Here is an 18841-nt window from a genome sequence, read left to right as displayed (position 1 = left end):
GGCAGAAAGAAGTGGGGAAGCGCTCTTTCTGAAGCCTAGGACACGGGCATATGGAGCATAGCCTCGGTACGCATGGCCTGTGTCAGATCGGCAGTGATCCCCAGAAGAAGATGAAGAAGGGCGCGGCTGATTCTTGTATACGTATAGTTTCTCGTTTTCAGCTGCATGATCCGTTCTTCCCATGAGCCGCCTGAATATGCATATTTTTCCATACGGGAAGCCAGTTCTCCTGAAAAACCTTCAAAGGATTCCAGACGTATGCCGTTTTGAAAGGCCTGAAGTAGCGCATAGTTGAGCATACAGGAAAAATCGCCTGAAAATACAGGGCTGCAAGTCTCGTAAAAACTGCGGAGGCAGTTCGGAATATGGGCAGTCAGATCGGAGGCGGAAAATGAGCGGGCTCTGTTTTCCTGTTCTTTTAACGACTTTCTTATAGCAGAAGCAGAACTGAAACGGATTCCGGAATGTTCGGTCGGAACACTGTTTTCCAGGTTCGGCCCGTGATAGTCCCCCAGCCGGAGCAGGGTACAGGGCTTTACTGCGCTGTTCTGCTTTAAGATCGCTTTGCAGTATTCGATTCCAAGAATATTGTTGGGAGAAGAAAAATCTGCTTCGTTTTTACAGTCATTCATGGTCGGATCCGCTTCCCGTTTCATGGCGGCGGAAAGAGCGCGTCCGCGTGCAGACGGAAACGAATGGCCATGACGAAGCAGTTCTTTTAAGGTGCCGGAAAATTCGGGCGGCTCATTCAGGAGAATGGAGGCCGCGTCGGACAGCGGACGGACAGTCCCGCATTCGCTTCCGAAAAAAAGGCTGTCCACAGTCCCCAGCCGGTCCAGGAGAGCGACTCCGCAGGCCGCGAAATCTTCAGCGCTTCCGGTTGCGAAGACGGAGGGCATTTCCAGGACGAGGTCGGCTCCGCAGAGAAGGGCCATCTTTGTTCTGGAGTATTTATCAAATACGGCCGGCGCGCCCCGCTGGACGAAGTCGCCGCTGAGCACGATGACGAGATAGTCGGCCCCTGTCTGCTCACGGGCCTTTTCCATATGAAACTGATGGCCGAGATGAAATGGATTGTATTCTGCTATGATACCGGTAATTTTCATAAGAACCCCTTTATTTTAAATTTCAAAAATTCAGATAACCGTTTTGCCGTTAGTATACCATTTCCTACCGGCCCATGAAAGACCCCACAGAGAGGTTTACGAAAAATTAATGGTATAGAATAGGAAAATTGTGGTATAATGACCGCAGGCGGTCATTATACCAGCGCATGAACGGTTTCTGCGCTAGCCGCAGAAAGCCGTGCGCTAAGTTCCGCCGGAGGCACCATATCTGCTCTGCGGATATGGCATACTTTTATAAAATCAACTTTATCCGGCTGTATAAATTCCGGAGGAATCAGGAGGTATCGTTATGAAATTAGTATATGCAATTGTAAGAAAGGATAACGAAGATGAAGTAATGGATGCCCTGACAGCAGAAAAATTCTCTGTTACGAAATTATCAACAACAGGAGGCTTCCTGAGAAAGGGAAATACCACACTGTTAATCGGTACGGAGAACGAAAAGGTACAGCAGGTAATTGACCTGATCAAGCAGGAATGTGGGAAGAGCCAGAAAATTACGGTGAATATGCCCTACATGTCAGGAGCGGCGATGGTGAATTATTCCACAATGCCGATGACTGTCGAGGTGGGCGGCGCCACTATTTTCGTGGTAGATGTGGAAAGATATGAAAAAATCTGATAAAAAAAGCGGTAAAAATACAACTTATTAGACAAAAACCTGTGATTTTATTTTAACGAGCTGTATTGAAAGAAGTGCAAGAAAATTGACAGAACCTGCTTGTTCTCAAAAATTCCCTGTTATATAATAGAAATGAATGTAAAATGAGCGAAAAAAAGAAAGGGGATTATATCATGGCATTTATTGATGCAATTAAAGCAAAGGCAAGGGCATCGAAAAAAACAATCGTACTTCCGGAGTCTATGGATAGAAGAACATTTGAGGCGGCAGCTCAGATTCTGAAGGAGGGACTTGCAAATCTGGTTATTATCGGTACGCCGGAAGAGGTAGCAGAAAACAGTAAGGGGCTGGATATTTCAGGGGCTACTGTCATTAATCCTTATACTTATGAAAAGACACAGGAATACGTTGATTTATTTGTAGAATTGAGAAAGTCCAAAGGAATGACACCGGAGAAAGCAAGAGAGACTATTCTGAATGACTATGCGTATTATGGCTGTCTGATGATTAAGAGCGGAGACGCAGACGGACTTGTATCCGGCGCATGCCATTCCACAGCGAATACGTTAAGACCGTGTTTGCAGATTATTAAGACAAAACCGGGCACAAAGCTGGTGTCTGCATTCTTTTTAATGGAAGTACCAAATTGCGATATGGGTGAAAACGGAACATTTGTATTCGGCGACAGCGGTTTAAACCAGAATCCGAATCCGGAAGAGCTGGCAGCAATTGCAGCTTCTTCAGCAGAAAGTTTCCGTATGCTGGTCGGCGCGGAGCCGAAAGTTGCCATGCTTTCCCACTCCACAAAGGGCAGTGCGAAACATGACGATGTAACTAAGGTTGTAGAGGCAACAAGGATTGCGAAGGAAGAATATCCGGATATTGCACTGGATGGAGAGTTGCAGCTGGATGCAGCGATTGTTCCGGAGATCGGCGCCTCCAAAGCACCGGACAGCAAGGTCGCAGGACATGCAAACGTATTGATCTTCCCAGATCTGGATGCAGGAAATATCGGCTATAAACTGGTTCAGAGACTCGGCAAGGCAGAAGCTTACGGTCCTTTATGCCAGGGTATTGCAAAGCCGGTTAATGACTTATCCAGAGGCTGCTCGGCAGAAGATATCGTGGGTGTAGTGGCAATTACGGCAGTACAGTGCCAGAACATGTAGAAGAAATCAGTGGTTTAAGATAAGGAGAAAAGGTATGAAAATTTTAGTGTTGAACTGCGGAAGTTCCTCCCTTAAATATCAGCTTCTTGATATGGACAATGAAGAAGTGCTGGCAAAAGGCCTCTGTGAGCGAATCGGTATCGATGGTTCCAAGCTCACGCATAAGCCGGAGGGGAAGGATACGTATGAAGTCGTAACAGAGCTTCCTGACCATGAGGCAGCGATTAAGCTGGTTATGGACACTTTAGTAGATCCCGTTCACGGCGTAATCGGTAGTGTAGATGAGATTTCAGCAGTGGGCCACCGTGTTGTTCACGGCGGACAGGCTTACAGCAGCGCTACTCTGATCACTCCGACAGTAAAGAAAGTAATCCGTGACTGCTTCGATTTAAGCCCGCTTCACAACCCTGCAAATATGATGGGGATCGATGCGTGTGAAGCAGCTATGCCGGGCATTCCTAACGTTGCTGTATTCGATACGGCGTTTGGACAGAGCATGGACGAGAAGGCATTTATCTATGCCCTTCCATATGAATATTATGAGAAATACGGAATCAGAAGATACGGATTCCACGGAATCAGCCACAGCTACGTATCTAAAGAGGCTGTCAGATTTGCAGGATTAAATTATAAGACTGCAAAGGTGGTTGTCTGCCATCTTGGCAACGGCGCCAGTGTATCCGCATCCATCGGAGGAAAATGTATCGATACTTCCATGGGTCTGACACCGCTTCAGGGATCTATTATGGGAACACGAAGCGGAAGCATTGATCCGACAATCATCCAGTACATCTGCCATAAAGAAGGCAGAAACGTAGACGCTGTAATGGATATTCTGAATAAGCAGTCCGGTATTCTCGGAATTTCCGGCATTTCCAGCGATTTCCGCGATGTTCAGGCAGCTCAGCACGAGGGCAATCACAGAGCGGACGTTGCAATTCAGTCCTTTGTATACCGTATTGCAAAATACGTTGGATCTTATATTACAGCAATGAACGGCGTTGATATTATCGCATTTACGGCTGGCGTAGGAGAGAACGACAAGGAAATCAGAAAGGCAGTCTGCGACTACTTAGGATACCTGGGAATTAAGATTGACGATGCAGCAAACGATATGAGAGGTAAGGAGAGAATTATTTCCACACCTGACTCCAAAGTGGTTGTAGCAGCTGTTCCGACGAATGAAGAACTGGCTATTGCAAGGCAGACGCTTGCTTTGGTTCAGATCTAATTATATGAAAAATTTGTTGACAAATTCAGGACACATATGTATAATAGCATAAGTGCGTATTAGGAGATGAATATGCAGATTAACTTATCAGAGCTGTTTACCCGTGAGGGAAAAGAGAAAACCTATACCCAGGATATTGAGATGAAGCAGTTTCAGGCACCAGATGGTGTATATGAGATTGTGGAGAAAGAGCCGGTTGTCCTTACAATCAGGCATCTTGGCGACAGAAAGCTGGAGTTGAACGGAACGGTTAAGCTTTCATTATTGATTCCGTGCAGCCGCTGTTTGACGCCTGTTAAGATTGATTTCTCTCTTGATATAGAGGCTTCGCTGGATATGAACCAGACAGAAGAGGAACGGGCGGAGGAACTCGATGAACAGCCATATGTAAGTGGTTATTATCTGGATGTAGACCAGCTGGTTCGCAATGAGCTTTTGCTGAATTTGCCTATGAAAGTCCTGTGTAATGAAAATTGCAAGGGGATTTGCAATAGATGTGGGGCTAATCTCAACTTTGAGAGCTGCAGCTGCGATCGTGGCTCGCTGGACCCAAGGATGTCAGTTATCCAGGATATTTTTAAACAGTTTAAGGAGGTGTGACCATGTCTATCTGTCCAAAGAATAAATCTTCCAAAGCAAGAAGGGACAAACGCAGAGCAAACTGGAAAATGAGTGCTCCGAATTTAGTAAAGTGCAGCAAGTGTGGCGCTTTAATGATGCCTCATAGAGTATGTAAAGCTTGCGGCTCTTACAACAAGCGCGAGATCGTATCTGTAGAGGACTAAAAAATTTCGAAAACATGAGAAAAAGCTAGTAAAAACAAGGCTTCTGGCATTCAATGCTGGGAACCTTGTTTTTTGTTTACCTTGTTTTCCGAAAATAATGGGGTATAAATGCTTTTCTGCAATTGAATTAATTTTCCCGATTTTCTACGATTTTATTTTACAATTATATTGGATCTCATTAATATTTGTGTGAGGAATTAAAAATTAGAAAGGAAAATCGGATATGGAGAAAATATAAGGTAAACAACTCCAACTGACAACTCGTGTTAAGTGGTATATCCTGAACGCCTGGTTCCGTTGACGTATTACAATTTGCTTTTCCTTTCAGCGCCTGCTAAAACTACTTGTAGTCAAAGTAGGAAAGATGTATAATTACAAAGAAGATACAAAGCCATGACCACCCTGGATTATTATTAACGCGCGGAAGCAGATTAAAAAATGGCGCTCTCCCTGTTTGGTCACTGAGGAGGAAAAAAATATGGAACTATTAAATGATACGCTCAAACGGACAGGCTATGAATATGATACGCTGATGAATCTGCTGCATGTCAGCGTCAGCAAGCATATATTGGACGAGTATTATACCCTGGTATGGTGCAATGACTACTATTATGAACTGATTGGATATCCCAGGGCGGAGTACGAGGCCCTGTACCATAATAACCGGCCTGTTACTATATGAATGACGATCTGGACATCCATGATGAAAAGCTGTGGATGCAGCTGAGCGCCAAGGTAATGGAAACACTGGAATCAGGGGAAAAGTCCTATAATCTGATTACGCGGATGCGGCGGAAACATAATGGAAACCACCATGATTATATATGGGTGCGGCTGAATGCATATCTAACGGATGAATATGTGGATGGCTACCAGGTCAGCTATTCGGTCATGACGGATATTACCGATGTGATGGATATGAGGCTGGAGCAGTCGGTGACCTACGACAGCCTGCCGGGGTTTGTGTCCAAATTCAGAGTCAGCCGGAATCTGGACTTTACGCTGCTGGAGGCAAATGATCGCTTTTTTGCCTTCTTTGGGAAAGACAGTATGGACGGCATGGATAATGCACTTTTTCGTGAAAATATATTACGAAACATGCAGGTGTTTCAGGAACATAAAAGTGCAATTGCCAAGGGCAATCCGGTTCATTTTACTGTGCAGATGAAGGACCGGTGTGGCAATGATGCATGGCTGCAGATTAATGCATCCTGTATCGGGCAACAGGAAGGCGATCCGGTGTACCTGGCCATTTACATCGATATCACCAATGAAACGGAGCTTCGTCGGATGCAGCAGAAATTAGAGGCGCAGGCGGAGCAGATGCGTTCTGCCCTGAAGACAGCAGAGGAGGCGAACCGTGCGAAATCAGATTTCCTTTCCAGGATGAGCCATGATATCCGCACGCCTTTGAACGCGGTGCTCGGCATGAAGGATATTGCGGATGCCCATCTGGACGACCCAGCAAAAGTAAAGGACTGTTTAAAGAAGATTGGCCTGTCGGGACAGCATCTGCTGGGGCTTATTAACGATGTGCTGGATATGTCTAAAATTGAAAGTGGAGAGATGGTTCTCAGGGAAGATTCCATGTCCTTGCCGGAGGTGCTGGAGAATGTGGTAGCCATTATGCAGCCTCAGTTCGGTGAGAAGGAGCAGAATTTTTCCATTCGTCTGCGGTCAGTGGTTCATGAACAGTTTTCTAGTGATGCCCTGCGTATGAGGCAGATTTTCATTAACATTTTATCCAACGCATATAAGTTTACCCCAGTAAACGGAACAGTTTCCATGGAGGTGTGTGAGATGCAGGCCTTGGATGGAATAGCCCGCTTTCGCTTTACAATAACTGACACGGGAATCGGTATGAAGCCGGAATACCTGTCCCATATTTTCACGGCATTCAGCAGGGAAAGGGACAGCCGCGTGGATAAGACGGAAGGAACCGGTCTTGGCATGGCGATCACAAAAAGATTTGTGGATATGATGGGCGGAACAATCGAGGTCAGCAGCGAATTGGGAAAGGGAACCTGCTTCAGAGTGGAACTTCCTCTGAAGATAGAAGAGCGGCAGTTTGTAAAAGGGGAATTTTCCGGGTTGAAAATCATTGTCACAGACGATGACGCTGTCATGTGCGAGTATATGGCTGAGATGCTTGGAAAACTGGGAATCCAAACAGATTGGGTTGACAGCGGTGTCCAGACTGTGGAAATGATAAAGACAGCAAAGCAGAGTGGGGAAATGTATGACGCGGTGCTTCTTGACTGGAAAATGCCGGATCTGGACGGATTTGAAACGACCCGTCGGATTCGGGAACTGTGCGGCAGCCGCCTTCCGGTTCTGATTATCTCGGCCTACGACTGGAGCGATGTTGAAAAGGAAGCCCAAAAAGCTGGCGTCACAGGCTTTTTGCAGAAGCCGATATTCGTCTCCACCCTGATTCATGGGCTGCAGCGATATGTGCTTGGGGGACAGGCGGACTGGGAAGCGCAGGGGGCAGATAACGGAGCCGGATTTGCGGGCAGGCGTTTCCTGCTCATAGAAGACAACGCATTCAATCAGGAGGTAGCCAGGGAACTCCTGGGCGATATGGGTGCTGAAGTGGATACTGCCTGTGACGGAGCCGAAGGAGTGGAAATGTTCAGGCAATCCCCGGGCGGTTTCTACGACTTGATTTTAATGGATGTCCAGATGCCGGTGATGAACGGGTATGAGGCCACAAAAGCCATCCGTATCCTGGACCATGACGGAGCGAAGACCGTTCCGATCCTTGCTATGACGGCAGATGCATTTGCGGAGGATATCCAGGCTGCGAAAGACGCCGGAATGGATGGACATATGGCAAAACCTTTGGACAAATCAATCTTGTGGAGGGAAATAGGAAAATACTTAAACAATAATCCCTCTGCAGAGACCGCCGGAAAATCCGGCGTGAACCACTGAAAGACCATAAAAGCGATAAGAAAGGCGCATTTTACCTGTATCTGGGTAAATTTATCTTCCTATGATATATCCGGATGGAGGGGTTCCGGGTCAAGCTGCAGGCGGTGTTTACTGAGGAAATTATCTAATGGTTACCGTGTGTCCTATACGACGATGGTTATTGTGACGGGTATGAGGAGGCTGCGCCATCCGATCGCTTTTAAGAAAGGACGCAAAGACGGTTCCTATACTGGAGATGACCGCAGATGCCTTTGATGAGGCTATAGAAAACACAAAGGCCGCGGGTATGAACGGACAATTAGCAAAGCCTTACAATAATATCAAACCAAAGAAGGGAAGCACGACATGGCTGAATTTATTGAGGAACTGGATGGAATGAATGAGCTTATATATATGTCGGATATCGATACCTATGAGCTTCTGTACATGAATACTTGCGGACTAAAGCAATTTGGCCTCAAAAGCAGGCAGGAAATCTCAGGCCGGAAATGCTATGATGTGCTGCAGGGGCTCGATTCCCCTTGCTCTTTCTGTACCAACAGCAAGCTGAACAAGGATGAATTCTATGAATGGCAGACTCAGAACCCGATCACCCAGCATCAGTATCTGTTGAAGGATAAGCTGATTACTTATGAGGGCAGGGACGTACGAATGGAAATTGCCATGGATATTTCTAAGTTTCTGTCGCAGGAACGTCAAATCAAGATTCTGTTCGAAAATGAACAGATTGCCATGGAGTGCGCCCGCGCCTTGCAGGATACACGGGATGACGGACAGGCAATTGGGAGGGCGCTGGAGATTCTTGGTAAAAAGCTGAAGGGGGACCGTACCTATATTTTTGAAATACATGACCGGCTGATGGATAATATTTATGAATGGTGCGCGCCTGCAATAAAAGCACAAAAGGAGCATCTGCAGGGCATTCCGCAGGAGGTCTGCCATCATTGGATTGAGGCTTTTGAGCAGAGAAGACCATACATTATCAGCAACTTGGAAGAGCATGCCGAAATAGAGCCTGCCGAGTATGAGCGCCTTAAGCCTCAAGGCATACATTCCTTGATAACGGTACCGCTGTTTGAACAGAATCAGCTGATTGGTTATATGGGAATTGATAACCCTCCATATGAAAATGGCAGTAATATCATTGAGATTCTTCAGATCCTGGCATATTTTATACAGGCAGTATTAATCCGTATGCGAACCAATGAAAAGCTTCGCAAAAAAACTTATATGGATGAATTGACAGGTTCAAGAAATCAGAATGCATATCTTTACGAAGTGGAAATGCTGAATGCCCAGATACAACTTGATAAACAGAATGAGGAAAACGTTGGAATGGGAGCTGTTTTTGTGGATGCGAATGGTCTGAAGGAAATAAATGATACGATCGGCCATGAAGCAGGAGATAAGCTGCTTATCTATATTGCGCAGAAAATCATACAGTTTTTCCCGGCAAAGTGTGTGTACCGTATTGGCGGCGATGAATTTGTTGTTCTGTCCAATCACGTTGAGGAAAATGTGTTTCTTCAGGAGGCGGCAAAGCTACGGGACAGCTTACGTGAGAACGAGGCTGGACAGAGGGATAAAGCCGCTGTGGGTGCCTGCTGGTCCCGTGATGCCGTTTATGTAGAAGAAATTGTAAACAAGGCTGAATCAGAGATGTATGAGTCCAAAAAACAGTATTATAAAAAAAGGCGGCGGAAGGTCCGGTCCTTCTCTGAAACTTCTGATATGCTGGATACCTACACCACGTTATTGTTTAAAGATTCGGATGTGGTATTGGAAGCGACGAAGTTACTGCATTTAATTGTTGAGCATTGGAATGAGGAACAGCTGAGAACGATGCTGGACAATGATTTTATTTTGTTTGAAGAAGAATATCAAAAGGTCTTCCGAGGCAGGGAGGCAATCGCATTCCTGAAAAAGCAGCAGGAAGGGAATGAGGGGCAGAAGTTACGTGATATGCAGTTTTTCCGTAAGCGCATTGTCAGGGGAGTCAGCATTTTGAGCTGTTATGGTCAGTTGGATGGAAAAAACAAAGAAGGGAAAGCCTGCAGCATACCAGTGGATGCAACCCTGATGCTGGTACAGAAAAATGGACGTATTAAATGCCTGTATATGCACAGCACAAATATTGGTTTACATAAAGAACATGAGGATTATCTCCAGCGAAATGCCGAGGCGGCGTATTCCAGTATGATGGCAGAATTTTCCGACGGGAAAAATCCTCTGGTGAGCCCGGAAAATGCTTTGAATTCATGCAGTATTCTGATGAATGCCTTTGAACTGCTGCTTCAAAAATACAGTAACGTATATTTTGTTAATATAATAGCGGATTTTTATATAACACTCAGATCAGAGAATAAGTTCTATACGTTGGTTGGTTCGTCAGGCAACTTTACCTGTATTAATGTGAACTATGCGGAACAGTATATGGATGAAATAAATAAAATCAAATACCATAACTTTACCAGCAGAAAAAATCTATTAGACAATTTGGAAAAAGGACACCGGTTCATTTCCATGACTTTCTTTGTGGATAAGGATAGTGACAAGAAAGGCAGGGAGGTGGAGGTGGATATCTGGCTGGGGGATCTGTCAGGGGAAGCCGTCTGTATTTTTGCTTTCAAAAACATTACTGAAAACCCGAAGACTGTTGAGATTAAAGAAACGGATAATCTAACCGGTTTAGCAAGCTATGAAAAATTCCGCCAGAACGGACAGAACCTGATTGACCAAAGGCCGGGAAAATTTGCGGTTGTTTCAACTGATTTCCAGAATTTCAAGTACATTAACGAGGTTTTAGGTTACAAGTCAGGTGATAAAATACTAAAAAATTTTGCTGCCAATTTGATGAATATGCAAGGCATGCACACAAGGGTGACAGCAGACCACTTTCTGACAATGCTTACTTATGACCAGGACTCGAATTATGTGATCGAAAAGGTGCGCCGGAATATTGAACAATTTACGATGTCTCAAAAAGTTCAGAGTGAGGATATTAAAGTTGTTCTGCGCATGGGCATCTACTTTGTGGAAGAAAACTGTACGAACATTGATACTGCGATTGACTATGCCAACATTACCCGGCAGTCCATAGGACAAACTGTCAGTAATGAAATCGCAGTTTATAATGAGGCATTTGTCAGACAAAAGAGCCTTCAGAGTAAAATTCTTGCCAGGATGGAATCATCGCTGGAGAACGGAGATTTCCAGGTATGGATACAGCCTAAGATTGACCTTAAGACGGGAAAACTCTGTGGTGCAGAAGCATTAAGCCGTTGGATGAACAATGGAACTGTTTGTTTCTATCCGGATGAGTTTATTCCTATTTTTGAAAATAACGGTTTCATCACCAGCCTTGATCTCTATGTTCTGGAGACTGTATGTAAGAATTTAGCCCAATGGGAAAGCGTGGGATGGAAAGACATGGTCAGAATCAGTATCAATTTATCCGTCATGGATATTATGCGGGACGGCGTGGTCGATTCCATAAAAAGAATCGTCAACCGCTATCATGTGGATTACAAGCTGCTGGAATTTGAATTGACGGAGACGGGGTATTTCCAAAATTTTAATACGGCGGCATATGTAATGAAGGAACTTCAGAATTTGGGATTTTTCACATCGGTGGATGATTTTGGCAGCGGTTACAGCGTAATGAATATGCTGGTTAATATGTCTGCAAATGTTATTAAAATTGACCGGGCGTTTATGCTCAATTCTATCAGGACAAAGGCGGGCTGTACACTCCTTGAGCGTATGATTGGTATTGTGCATGAATTAGGATATAGTGTATTGTGCGAAGGCATTGAAACACAGGAACAACTCGATTTGCTGCGTAATATGGGCTGTGATGAAGGACAGGGCTATCTTTTTGCAAAGCCAATGCCAATAAATGAGTATTTCAACAGATATCGAAAAGAGTGAAGAATTTCTCACCGGATACAAATGGCGCTATGCGGTCTGCAAAGGGCATAGTGCCATTTGGGATTTTACCCATTACTGGTAGAACAACAAATATTCCTGTCGGATTCTGCCCGCTACTGATTCATCAACTTAACTCATCGCCGCCTCAGATCACCTCTTCGGCAGGACTACAATTCCACATATTAAAAGTGGGATTAATAGGGTGTTTTGAGAATACCATGCAAACATTTTTATAGACCAACGAAAACGCATTACTAAACGCATCCGGCAATACGTCACTGCGCTGGCCTTTTAATGCCGTGACAACAGCGTCCATTGCGAGAGCCAATTCACTGTAATCCGGATAAAACGACTTGTCAATTGCCTGCATATAGTGTCCCCATATCAGAAGATCGTCTAACTGCCGAAAAATGTTTTTTAGTGAATGGTACGGCAAAAGCTGGATGAAAGCGTTTATAAGCAGCTGAAAAGACAATGGGCACATTCGGTTATCCGATGCTGTGCGCAGTCTGTTTTCCATAGAACGGCCCAGGTTATCTGGGATAAAAGTAATCGAAGAGGCACAGTTGTGCGCCGTGAGAGCCACAATTTGAAGGGCCTCCAGGAAAAGTGATAACCGTTCCTGTATTACTGGTTCCACCAAATTAAGTTCACTTTTAAATGCGATATCTCCTTTCCGCGTAATCACGCTGCCTTTTTTATCGATTGTCTTGGCGATTCCCAGTGAATTGAGCAGGTTAACCACCCGTCTTGCTGTATTTTTCGTTATCTTATATTCTTCCATCAGCTTTGGAATAGAGGGCAAATACGGCTCGTTGTCGAATTCTCCGGTAATAATCCTGCGCACAATAGTCATCGCAAGCCGTGCATATAGCTCGGAATGAACTTTTGCCCGGAACCAACGGATTTCCTCTTTTTTCTTTGGAGTGCCTTCAGTATATTTGTCCAACGAATATAAGTAACTGTCGACCCTTTGTCCGGAAGCGCAATATAATTTTGAAGCGCTGTCACAAAAGTCATCAAACTGCTTTTTTTCAATTTGATCTATTGCATTTTTGAACCACGTCTGTGTTCTTGCAGCAGTTGTAGCAAAGGGATTTTCTACGCTGGGAAATGGAATATAGGGTACGTGAAGATAGTTTTCACTGTCCAATTCCAAATCGATGATTAACCTGTTTTTTAATGGACGGAGCAATGCTGTAAAAAAGGTATTGGCCAGACGATAGTGATCCTGCAGTTCCATCTGTTCCGATACATTATTCATAATATTATCAAAATAACGCAAATCTGAAGCGTTACACCGTTTTGCACCCTCACGATAAAGGACTGGCATCAGTAATCCCAATCCTTGATATGCGTCGGCGATTTCGTCACGGCTCTGAACCAGAAAAGCGGCTTGATTTTCCCGGGATGTACGATAAGTCACAACAGACGGCTGTCCCTGAGCTGTATGGATAAAACCTTCTTCAGAAAGTATTTTCATCACTTTGCGGACTGTTGTTATCCCCGCATTATATTGCAGGCAGATTTCGTGCTGAGAGGGAAACTCCTGTCCATAGATAAAAGTACCATTATAGAACTGAGAGGTAATTGTCTGATACAAATACTGATATAGTTGTTGATTTTGACTCACCGGATATTATCTCCTTTCATGGATGCGTTTTACTTATTGATAAGCGGTGAATAATGCCGGGATTTACCAATAAAATGCCGTTCATCTTGAATTAACTTTATTATATCAGCTCTTCCATCTGCCTTCAACTTGATTTCTTAGTGTTCATATAATTATCCTGCTTGTAGTTGAAAAGACAAAGATGTAGCTTGTTTAAATTCAGCTATACTGAACTATCTGACAGTTGATTTATCTGGAACTTCTGCTTTCGCAGCCGGGGCTGTCACAAAAACTATTATTTATTTGCGTAAGTACATTGCATCGCCTGACATCATCTCTCTGCCTGACTATGAGGAGATACAGGTTAAGGAAGGCGTGATAACAGATGTTATTATGGGACGGTACGATGACATGCTGTCTAATTCCATTTACCAAAATTCTTATATCTTTACGATTTTCTGTCAGTATAAAATTTCATGCAAAAATTCAAGAATGCATGGAATTTTATAGTGCAGGCTGATAGAATAATTGAGTATAAGGAGGGATGGTTTTTTGGAATACGAGCATCAGTTATCAAATTTGATCTATGATTATCTTTTAAACAGATTTAAATTCGGATACTATTAATATGGCGACAGTCTGCCTACCGTAGATATTTTCTGCAGCCAGTTTAACGTATCTGTGCATACCATATGGGCCGCGTTACGGCGGCTGCGCGCAGATGGTTATATCGATATGAAGAATGGCCGGATAACAAAAGTGATTTATAAACAGACAGAACAGGAACGCAAGGATTTAATTCTCGATTATGTTTCACTTAGATGGCCATCCTATATTGATATTTACCAAGCTGCGGAGTTGATCTACGTACCGTTCCTGATTGAGGGATTCCGGCGTATGAATGAGCAGGAAATTGATTATATCGATCAGCTGGCAAAACGGGCTAATGCAGATGATACGATTCGGTTTTTCAGTTTTACGCTGCAGAAAAACGAAAATTCGCTGCTAATGAACCTTTTTTGGGAAACATCTCTGTTTATGGGATATCCTTTTGTCAAATCCGGATTTCGTCCGTTCGACTATAATACAGAGATTGGCCGTAAGCGTCTGAAACTGCTTGTTCATCTCGTTAAAGAAGGTTCCTTTGCAAGCGCCCGGGAGGCATTGATTCAGCATGAAAGGTGCGATATTGAAAAGTTAATTGCAAACATGAAACATCAAATCAGAATCGTTCCGGAAAATGAACAGATATCCTTCGCATGGAGAATTTATAATGGTCATCCCCAGATATGCTATCATATGGCCTCCCGCCTGCTGCATGAAATTTATTTAGGAGAATACAGAAAAACGGAGTTCCTGCCGTTTTACGAGAAGATGTCAGAGAAATACAGCGTATCAGTCAGTACGGCCCGCCGCGCAGTCAGCATGTTAAATCAGATTGGGGCAGTACAAACCATCAACGGAAAAGGTACCCGTATACAAGCTTATGGTGAGAAACGCAATCAGCCCGACTTCAACAGTCTTCTTATACGCCGCAACCTTTCCTATCTCGTCCAGTCATTCGAATTGATACTATGCACATGTGAGGAAGTGTCACATCACTTTTTTTCTCATCTTCTACCGGAAGAGAGTTTACAGTTTTGATGATCCAGTACATGAAAGAAAATAATATAGAGAAATGTATAGAAACGGTCAGGGAATATATAAAGGCGTATCTGCCGGATGGTCTTAAATATCTGGAACAGAACGGAATCGAAGCAAGGGAACTGAGGAGTTCTTCTCCGATCCGGCTGCTGATTGCAGATGAATAAAAAATCACAGAATAATTCAGAAATCCAGATACCCGGATATTATGTCCGGGTATTTTTGCGTCAATAGAAAAAGACTTAAGCGTACAGTCGAGGATTGCCTGGAATTGCAGGAGGGGTTATTGCGTTTTTACATTTGATGCTATATAATTAACAAAGAAACTATTGTGAACAAGGCTCGACTTCCGTTAGGCACTCGAATGAATGCAATGCGGGTCAGTACCTTTCAGTGCCTGCTTCCGACGCAGGTAATCTAAGAAAGCGGAAACTTCAAATGATGAAAAATCTAAAAATACGTTCCAGGATGTTGATTTCTTACGCATTAATTATCGCAATATCAATGGCTGCCAGCGTTGCAGCTGTATTTTTGCTGAGGACAACAGGTGCGAATTTGACCAGTTTTTATGATAATAATTATACGGTTACCGTGAATACCTGGATCGCACGGCGTGCCCAGCAGGCGACACGGCTGATTTACTGATGGCAATCTTAACAAAGGACGACATATTGGAGGAGGAAAAAATAGAAAGCGCTAAACGAAATTTAGCCGCGATGAGAGAAACGTTTCCCATTATACGCAGCACGTTCAATGGTGATATTGGTCTTGTCGACCAGATCGAAGCGATTTTGAATGAAGCGATTGTCTATCGGGATCAGGTGTTTCAGCTGATTATCGATGACAAAGATGAGGAAGCGTTTGCCATAATGGATAAAGAGTACATACCCAGGCTGGACCAGATGGGGAATTTGCTGATTGAAATTTCCGATACGGCTGGAAATAATGCAGAACGGATGGTAAAACAGGGAGAACATGCTGTTTTAATTTCAGAATTAATTGTTTTTATCATACTGATTATCAGCGTCCTGCTGGCACTTATTCTCGGTATCTATATTTCAGACAGTATCCGCAAGCCTGTGGCAGAACTTGAAAAGGCCGCAAAAATGATTTCCGACGGGGATATGAATCCGGTTATTACCTACCGATCCAGGGATGAACTGGGAAATCTGTCTGCCAGTATGAGAACAACCGTTGAACGCCTTTCTTCTATCATAGAGGATTTGACTTTTATTCTTAAAGAGATTGCTTCCGGGAATTTCAATCCTCACACAAAGGCAGAGCAGGATTACGTTGGTGATTTTCGTCCGCTGCTTTCCATATTGCGCCAGATGAATACGGATTTGAGTGAAACGATGGAATTGATTAATCAATCGGCGGATCAGGTGTCTGAAGATTCAGATCAGGTTTCTTCCGGCGCACAGGCGCTTAGTCAGGGTGCTGCAGAGCAGGCATGTTCAATAGAAGAGTTAGCAGCTAATGTAAATGAAATATCCAAACGGGTGAAGCAGAACGCGGAGAATGCACAGGATGCCAATACAATGGCAGCGGAGACGGGTGAACAACTGATTCGAAGCAACCAGAGAATGCAGGAAATGATACGGGCAATGAAAGAAATTAATGTTTCTTCCGGCGAGGTGGCCAAGATCATAAAACAATAGAGGATATAGCATTTCAGACAAAAATTCTGGCGCTGAATGCTTCCGTAGAAGCGGCCAGAGCAGGTAGTGAGGGGAAAGGCTTTGCGGTCGTTGCGGAAGAGGTAAGAATTCTTGCAGGCAGGTCTTCCGAAGCAGCGAAAAGCACGGCGGCGTTAATTAAATCCTCGCTGCGTTCCGTAGAATATGGAACAAAAATTGCAAATGAAACAGCACAGCAGTTGCTTGCTGTCGTAGAAGAATCCAAAGAAGTGGTGGAAGCAATCGATCAGATTACCCAGGCGTCAAATGAACAGGCAGATTCCATTGAACAGATGACGCATAGCGTCAACCAGATTAATCATGTGATACAGACAAATTCTGCTACAGCTGAGGAATCTGCCGCCGCCAGTGAGGAACTGTCCGCACAGGCGCAGATCCTGAGGAATCTGATCAGCCGGTTTCAGCTGAAAAAAGAGATACTGAAATCTTGATAAGACATTATTGGATCAAGGGATCGGATCAACTGATAATTACGGTATATCATTATGAGAGCGTTTCTCTCAGAGGGAACCTTGTCCGGCTGGTACTGTTATGATATAATTATTTTAATATCTTACGCAGCAATAACAATACATTCTTTGGTCATAATCTCTTAAAGCCGGAGAGGGATAAAACATGAAAGATTACAAAAAGAAAAAACAGGCGATCGTTGCCATGATATTCCTGTTCCTTTTACTCCTGTCTGCAGCAATTATTGCAATGCTTGCAGGAACAGAGAAGAGGCGAAATATCCAGCAGGCAGAACATGTTATGATCAGTGAAATTGGTAAGCTTCAATATGCGATTGATTCACGCTTATTGAGTACGGAAATCTTGGAGATGATTGTCGTAAATGACAATGGCGCAGTAACGGATTTTGATGCGATCGCGGAACGGCTGTATGTGAATGATCCTGCAATCCGCAGCCTGCAGCTTGCACCGGACGGAGTGGTGACCTATGTTTATCCGCTGGAGGGAAATGAAGAGGCATTCGGAAGTCTTTTTGACGATCCGGACAGAAGAGTGGAAGCGGAATATGCCAGGGATACGGGCAAAATGACTCTGGCAGGACCATATGAACTTTCACAGGGAGGAATGGGATTAGTCGCCAGAAATCCCGTTTACATGGAGAATGATCAGAATAAAGAGAACTTTTGGGGCTTTAGTATAGCTATTCTGAATGTTCCAGAAATCTTCAACAAAGCAGAATTAGATAATTTGTCACAGCAGGGATACGACTATCAGATATACAGAACAGCGCCGGACAGCAATGATATCCAAATCATTGCCAGCAATACAGAACGTGATATGATGGGAGCCATCGAAGACAGCATATCGGTTCCGAATGGAACCTGGATTTTTCGAATTCTTCCTAAAACGGGCTGGATATCACGAAGAAATCTGCTGGCAGAAAGTTTGGTTGCATTGACAATCAATATCCTTCTGACCTTATTAATATCAGGAATTTTAACGATCAGGCAGCAGAATAAAAATATGGTTGAAGTGGCAAATACCGATTTTCTTACCGGTTTAAATAATACGCGCCACTTTGTACATCAGATGAGACAGTTTCAGGAGGAAAATCAGCCATTTGGTCTTATTTATCTGGATTTAAACAGATTCAAAGCTGTAAACGATCAATACGGGCATGATGTTGGGGATAAGCTGCTGATTGAAGTGGCATTCCAGATCAAAGATTGCCTTAGAAAAAGTGATTTTGCATACCGCATTGGGGGCGATGAATTTGCTGTCTTAATTCCGAATAAGAAAAATCGTGAATTTTATGACGCGCTCTTGAAGAAGATCGAAGAACATGTCACGAGACCTTATACATATTCAGATATTACCTTGTACCCCAGTGTCAGCTGCGGCTATTCACGTTATCCGGATGACCAGACGGATGCGGAAAGCCTGATCAGGGAGGCTGACCGCAGTATGTACGATATGAAAAAACATAGTTGATATTAGGAAAAGAGAGTGCTGCATTATGCAGCACTCAGACTGTAGACAAAGTCCCGAGCAATCGCTCGGGCTTTTCTACATTTGTCACCGCATTCATGGTATAATCATTATATCAGGAAGGCGGTGTTTTTATGTTGACGAAA

General features: G+C 43.9%; 16 protein-coding genes. 14 read left to right on the top strand and 2 right to left on the bottom strand.

The genetic code is table 11. The features are described 5' to 3' along the window. Nucleotides 1–35: 35 nt before the first annotated feature. Nucleotides 36–1106 (bottom strand): nucleotidyltransferase family protein, encoded by a 1071-nt coding sequence (locus DXA13_RS18185; protein WP_278287068.1) that lies wholly within the window; start codon nucleotides 1104–1106, stop codon nucleotides 36–38. 310 nt (nucleotides 1107–1416) lie between these two features. Between DXA13_RS18185 and DXA13_RS18180 the strand changes: the two genes are divergently transcribed. The 8 genes from DXA13_RS18180 to DXA13_RS18150 all read left to right on the top strand — a co-directional run bounded on the left by DXA13_RS18180 (nucleotide 1417) and on the right by DXA13_RS18150 (nucleotide 11801). After that, nucleotides 1417–1749 carry a cyclic-di-AMP receptor gene (locus DXA13_RS18180; protein ID WP_118246469.1) on the top strand — a complete coding sequence of 111 codons (333 nt, stop codon included), beginning with the start codon at nucleotides 1417–1419 and terminating at the stop codon, nucleotides 1747–1749. Between the two features lie 173 nt (nucleotides 1750–1922). Then, nucleotides 1923–2918 carry a phosphate acetyltransferase gene (gene pta / locus DXA13_RS18175; protein ID WP_118246477.1) on the top strand — a complete coding sequence of 332 codons (996 nt, stop codon included), beginning with the start codon at nucleotides 1923–1925 and terminating at the stop codon, nucleotides 2916–2918. A 34-nt stretch (nucleotides 2919–2952) separates the two neighbouring features. Next, nucleotides 2953–4149 (top strand): acetate kinase, encoded by a 1197-nt coding sequence (locus DXA13_RS18170; RefSeq protein WP_118246468.1) that lies wholly within the window; start codon nucleotides 2953–2955, stop codon nucleotides 4147–4149. Between the two features lie 72 nt (nucleotides 4150–4221). Further along, the gene (locus tag DXA13_RS18165) at nucleotides 4222–4749 is read left to right on the top strand and encodes a DUF177 domain-containing protein (RefSeq protein ID WP_118246467.1); all 528 of its coding nucleotides are present in this window, start codon (nucleotides 4222–4224) and stop codon (nucleotides 4747–4749) included. A 2-nt stretch (nucleotides 4750–4751) separates the two neighbouring features. After that, nucleotides 4752–4934, top strand: coding sequence for a 50S ribosomal protein L32 (gene rpmF / locus DXA13_RS18160; RefSeq protein WP_118246466.1), 183 nt, complete (start codon nucleotides 4752–4754; stop codon nucleotides 4932–4934). A 478-nt stretch (nucleotides 4935–5412) separates the two neighbouring features. Next, a complete protein-coding gene (locus DXA13_RS22125; protein ID WP_243009213.1) occupies nucleotides 5413–5616 on the top strand; it encodes a hypothetical protein in 204 nt (67 codons plus the stop codon). Continuing rightward, nucleotides 5613–7871, top strand: coding sequence for a response regulator (locus DXA13_RS18155; protein WP_243009212.1), 2259 nt, complete (start codon nucleotides 5613–5615; stop codon nucleotides 7869–7871). The genes DXA13_RS22125 and DXA13_RS18155 overlap by 4 nt, the downstream gene beginning before the upstream one ends. Before the next feature lie 345 nt (nucleotides 7872–8216). Beyond that, nucleotides 8217–11801 carry an EAL domain-containing protein gene (locus DXA13_RS18150; RefSeq protein WP_118246465.1) on the top strand — a complete coding sequence of 1195 codons (3585 nt, stop codon included), beginning with the start codon at nucleotides 8217–8219 and terminating at the stop codon, nucleotides 11799–11801. A 145-nt stretch (nucleotides 11802–11946) separates the two neighbouring features. On the opposite strand, the gene DXA13_RS18145 is transcribed toward DXA13_RS18150, so the two are convergent. Next, a complete protein-coding gene (locus DXA13_RS18145) occupies nucleotides 11947–13434 on the bottom strand; it encodes a GntR family transcriptional regulator (RefSeq protein WP_118246464.1) in 1488 nt (495 codons plus the stop codon). A gap of 618 nt (nucleotides 13435–14052) precedes the next feature. On the opposite strand from DXA13_RS18145, the gene DXA13_RS18135 reads away from it, so the two are divergent. The 6 genes from DXA13_RS18135 (at nucleotide 14053) to DXA13_RS18125 (ending at nucleotide 18698) form a co-directional block, all read left to right on the top strand. Next, nucleotides 14053–15057: a GntR family transcriptional regulator gene (locus tag DXA13_RS18135; RefSeq protein ID WP_347559919.1), complete on the top strand. Its 1005-nt coding sequence runs from the start codon at nucleotides 14053–14055 to the stop codon at nucleotides 15055–15057. Next, nucleotides 15054–15224, top strand: coding sequence for a hypothetical protein (locus tag DXA13_RS22115; RefSeq protein WP_243009211.1), 171 nt, complete (start codon nucleotides 15054–15056; stop codon nucleotides 15222–15224). Before DXA13_RS18135 ends, DXA13_RS22115 begins: the two co-directional genes overlap by 4 nt. A gap of 271 nt (nucleotides 15225–15495) precedes the next feature. After that, nucleotides 15496–15702, top strand: coding sequence for a hypothetical protein (locus tag DXA13_RS22110; protein ID WP_147348056.1), 207 nt, complete (start codon nucleotides 15496–15498; stop codon nucleotides 15700–15702). Continuing rightward, nucleotides 15702–16718: a methyl-accepting chemotaxis protein gene (locus DXA13_RS22105; protein WP_243009210.1), complete on the top strand. Its 1017-nt coding sequence runs from the start codon at nucleotides 15702–15704 to the stop codon at nucleotides 16716–16718. Before DXA13_RS22110 ends, DXA13_RS22105 begins: the two co-directional genes overlap by 1 nt. Continuing rightward, a complete protein-coding gene (locus tag DXA13_RS22100; protein ID WP_347559918.1) occupies nucleotides 16715–17188 on the top strand; it encodes a methyl-accepting chemotaxis protein in 474 nt (157 codons plus the stop codon). The genes DXA13_RS22105 and DXA13_RS22100 overlap by 4 nt, the downstream gene beginning before the upstream one ends. Nucleotides 17189–17372: 184 nt before the next feature. Then, nucleotides 17373–18698, top strand: coding sequence for a diguanylate cyclase (locus DXA13_RS18125; protein WP_118246462.1), 1326 nt, complete (start codon nucleotides 17373–17375; stop codon nucleotides 18696–18698). The last annotated feature ends 143 nt before the right edge of the window (nucleotides 18699–18841 follow it).

Origin of the sequence: Clostridium sp. AM58-1XD (assembly GCF_003464085.1) — a bacterium.
Classification (GTDB): domain Bacteria; phylum Bacillota; class Clostridia; order Lachnospirales; family Lachnospiraceae; genus Lachnoclostridium_A.
The sequence above is the reverse complement of the archived record's forward strand: the minus strand, read 5'-3'. Positions and strand labels throughout refer to the sequence as shown.

What these genes read in the sequence shown, in the direction of transcription:
- DXA13_RS18185 (WP_278287068.1), bottom strand. Translation starts at nt 1,106, where the DNA reads ATGAAAATTACCGGTATCATAGCAGAATACAATCCATTTCATCTCGGC.
- DXA13_RS18180 (WP_118246469.1), top strand. Translation starts at nt 1,417, where the DNA reads ATGAAATTAGTATATGCAATTGTAAGAAAGGATAACGAAGATGAAGTA.
- pta (WP_118246477.1), top strand. Translation starts at nt 1,923, where the DNA reads ATGGCATTTATTGATGCAATTAAAGCAAAGGCAAGGGCATCGAAAAAA.
- DXA13_RS18170 (WP_118246468.1), top strand. Translation starts at nt 2,953, where the DNA reads ATGAAAATTTTAGTGTTGAACTGCGGAAGTTCCTCCCTTAAATATCAG.
- DXA13_RS18165 (WP_118246467.1), top strand. Translation starts at nt 4,222, where the DNA reads ATGCAGATTAACTTATCAGAGCTGTTTACCCGTGAGGGAAAAGAGAAA.
- rpmF (WP_118246466.1), top strand. Translation starts at nt 4,752, where the DNA reads ATGTCTATCTGTCCAAAGAATAAATCTTCCAAAGCAAGAAGGGACAAA.
- DXA13_RS22125 (WP_243009213.1), top strand. Translation starts at nt 5,413, where the DNA reads ATGGAACTATTAAATGATACGCTCAAACGGACAGGCTATGAATATGAT.
- DXA13_RS18155 (WP_243009212.1), top strand. Translation starts at nt 5,613, where the DNA reads ATGAATGACGATCTGGACATCCATGATGAAAAGCTGTGGATGCAGCTG.
- DXA13_RS18150 (WP_118246465.1), top strand. Translation starts at nt 8,217, where the DNA reads ATGGCTGAATTTATTGAGGAACTGGATGGAATGAATGAGCTTATATAT.
- DXA13_RS22110 (WP_147348056.1), top strand. Translation starts at nt 15,496, where the DNA reads ATGATGAAAAATCTAAAAATACGTTCCAGGATGTTGATTTCTTACGCA.
- DXA13_RS22105 (WP_243009210.1), top strand. Translation starts at nt 15,702, where the DNA reads ATGGCAATCTTAACAAAGGACGACATATTGGAGGAGGAAAAAATAGAA.
- DXA13_RS18125 (WP_118246462.1), top strand. Translation starts at nt 17,373, where the DNA reads ATGAAAGATTACAAAAAGAAAAAACAGGCGATCGTTGCCATGATATTC.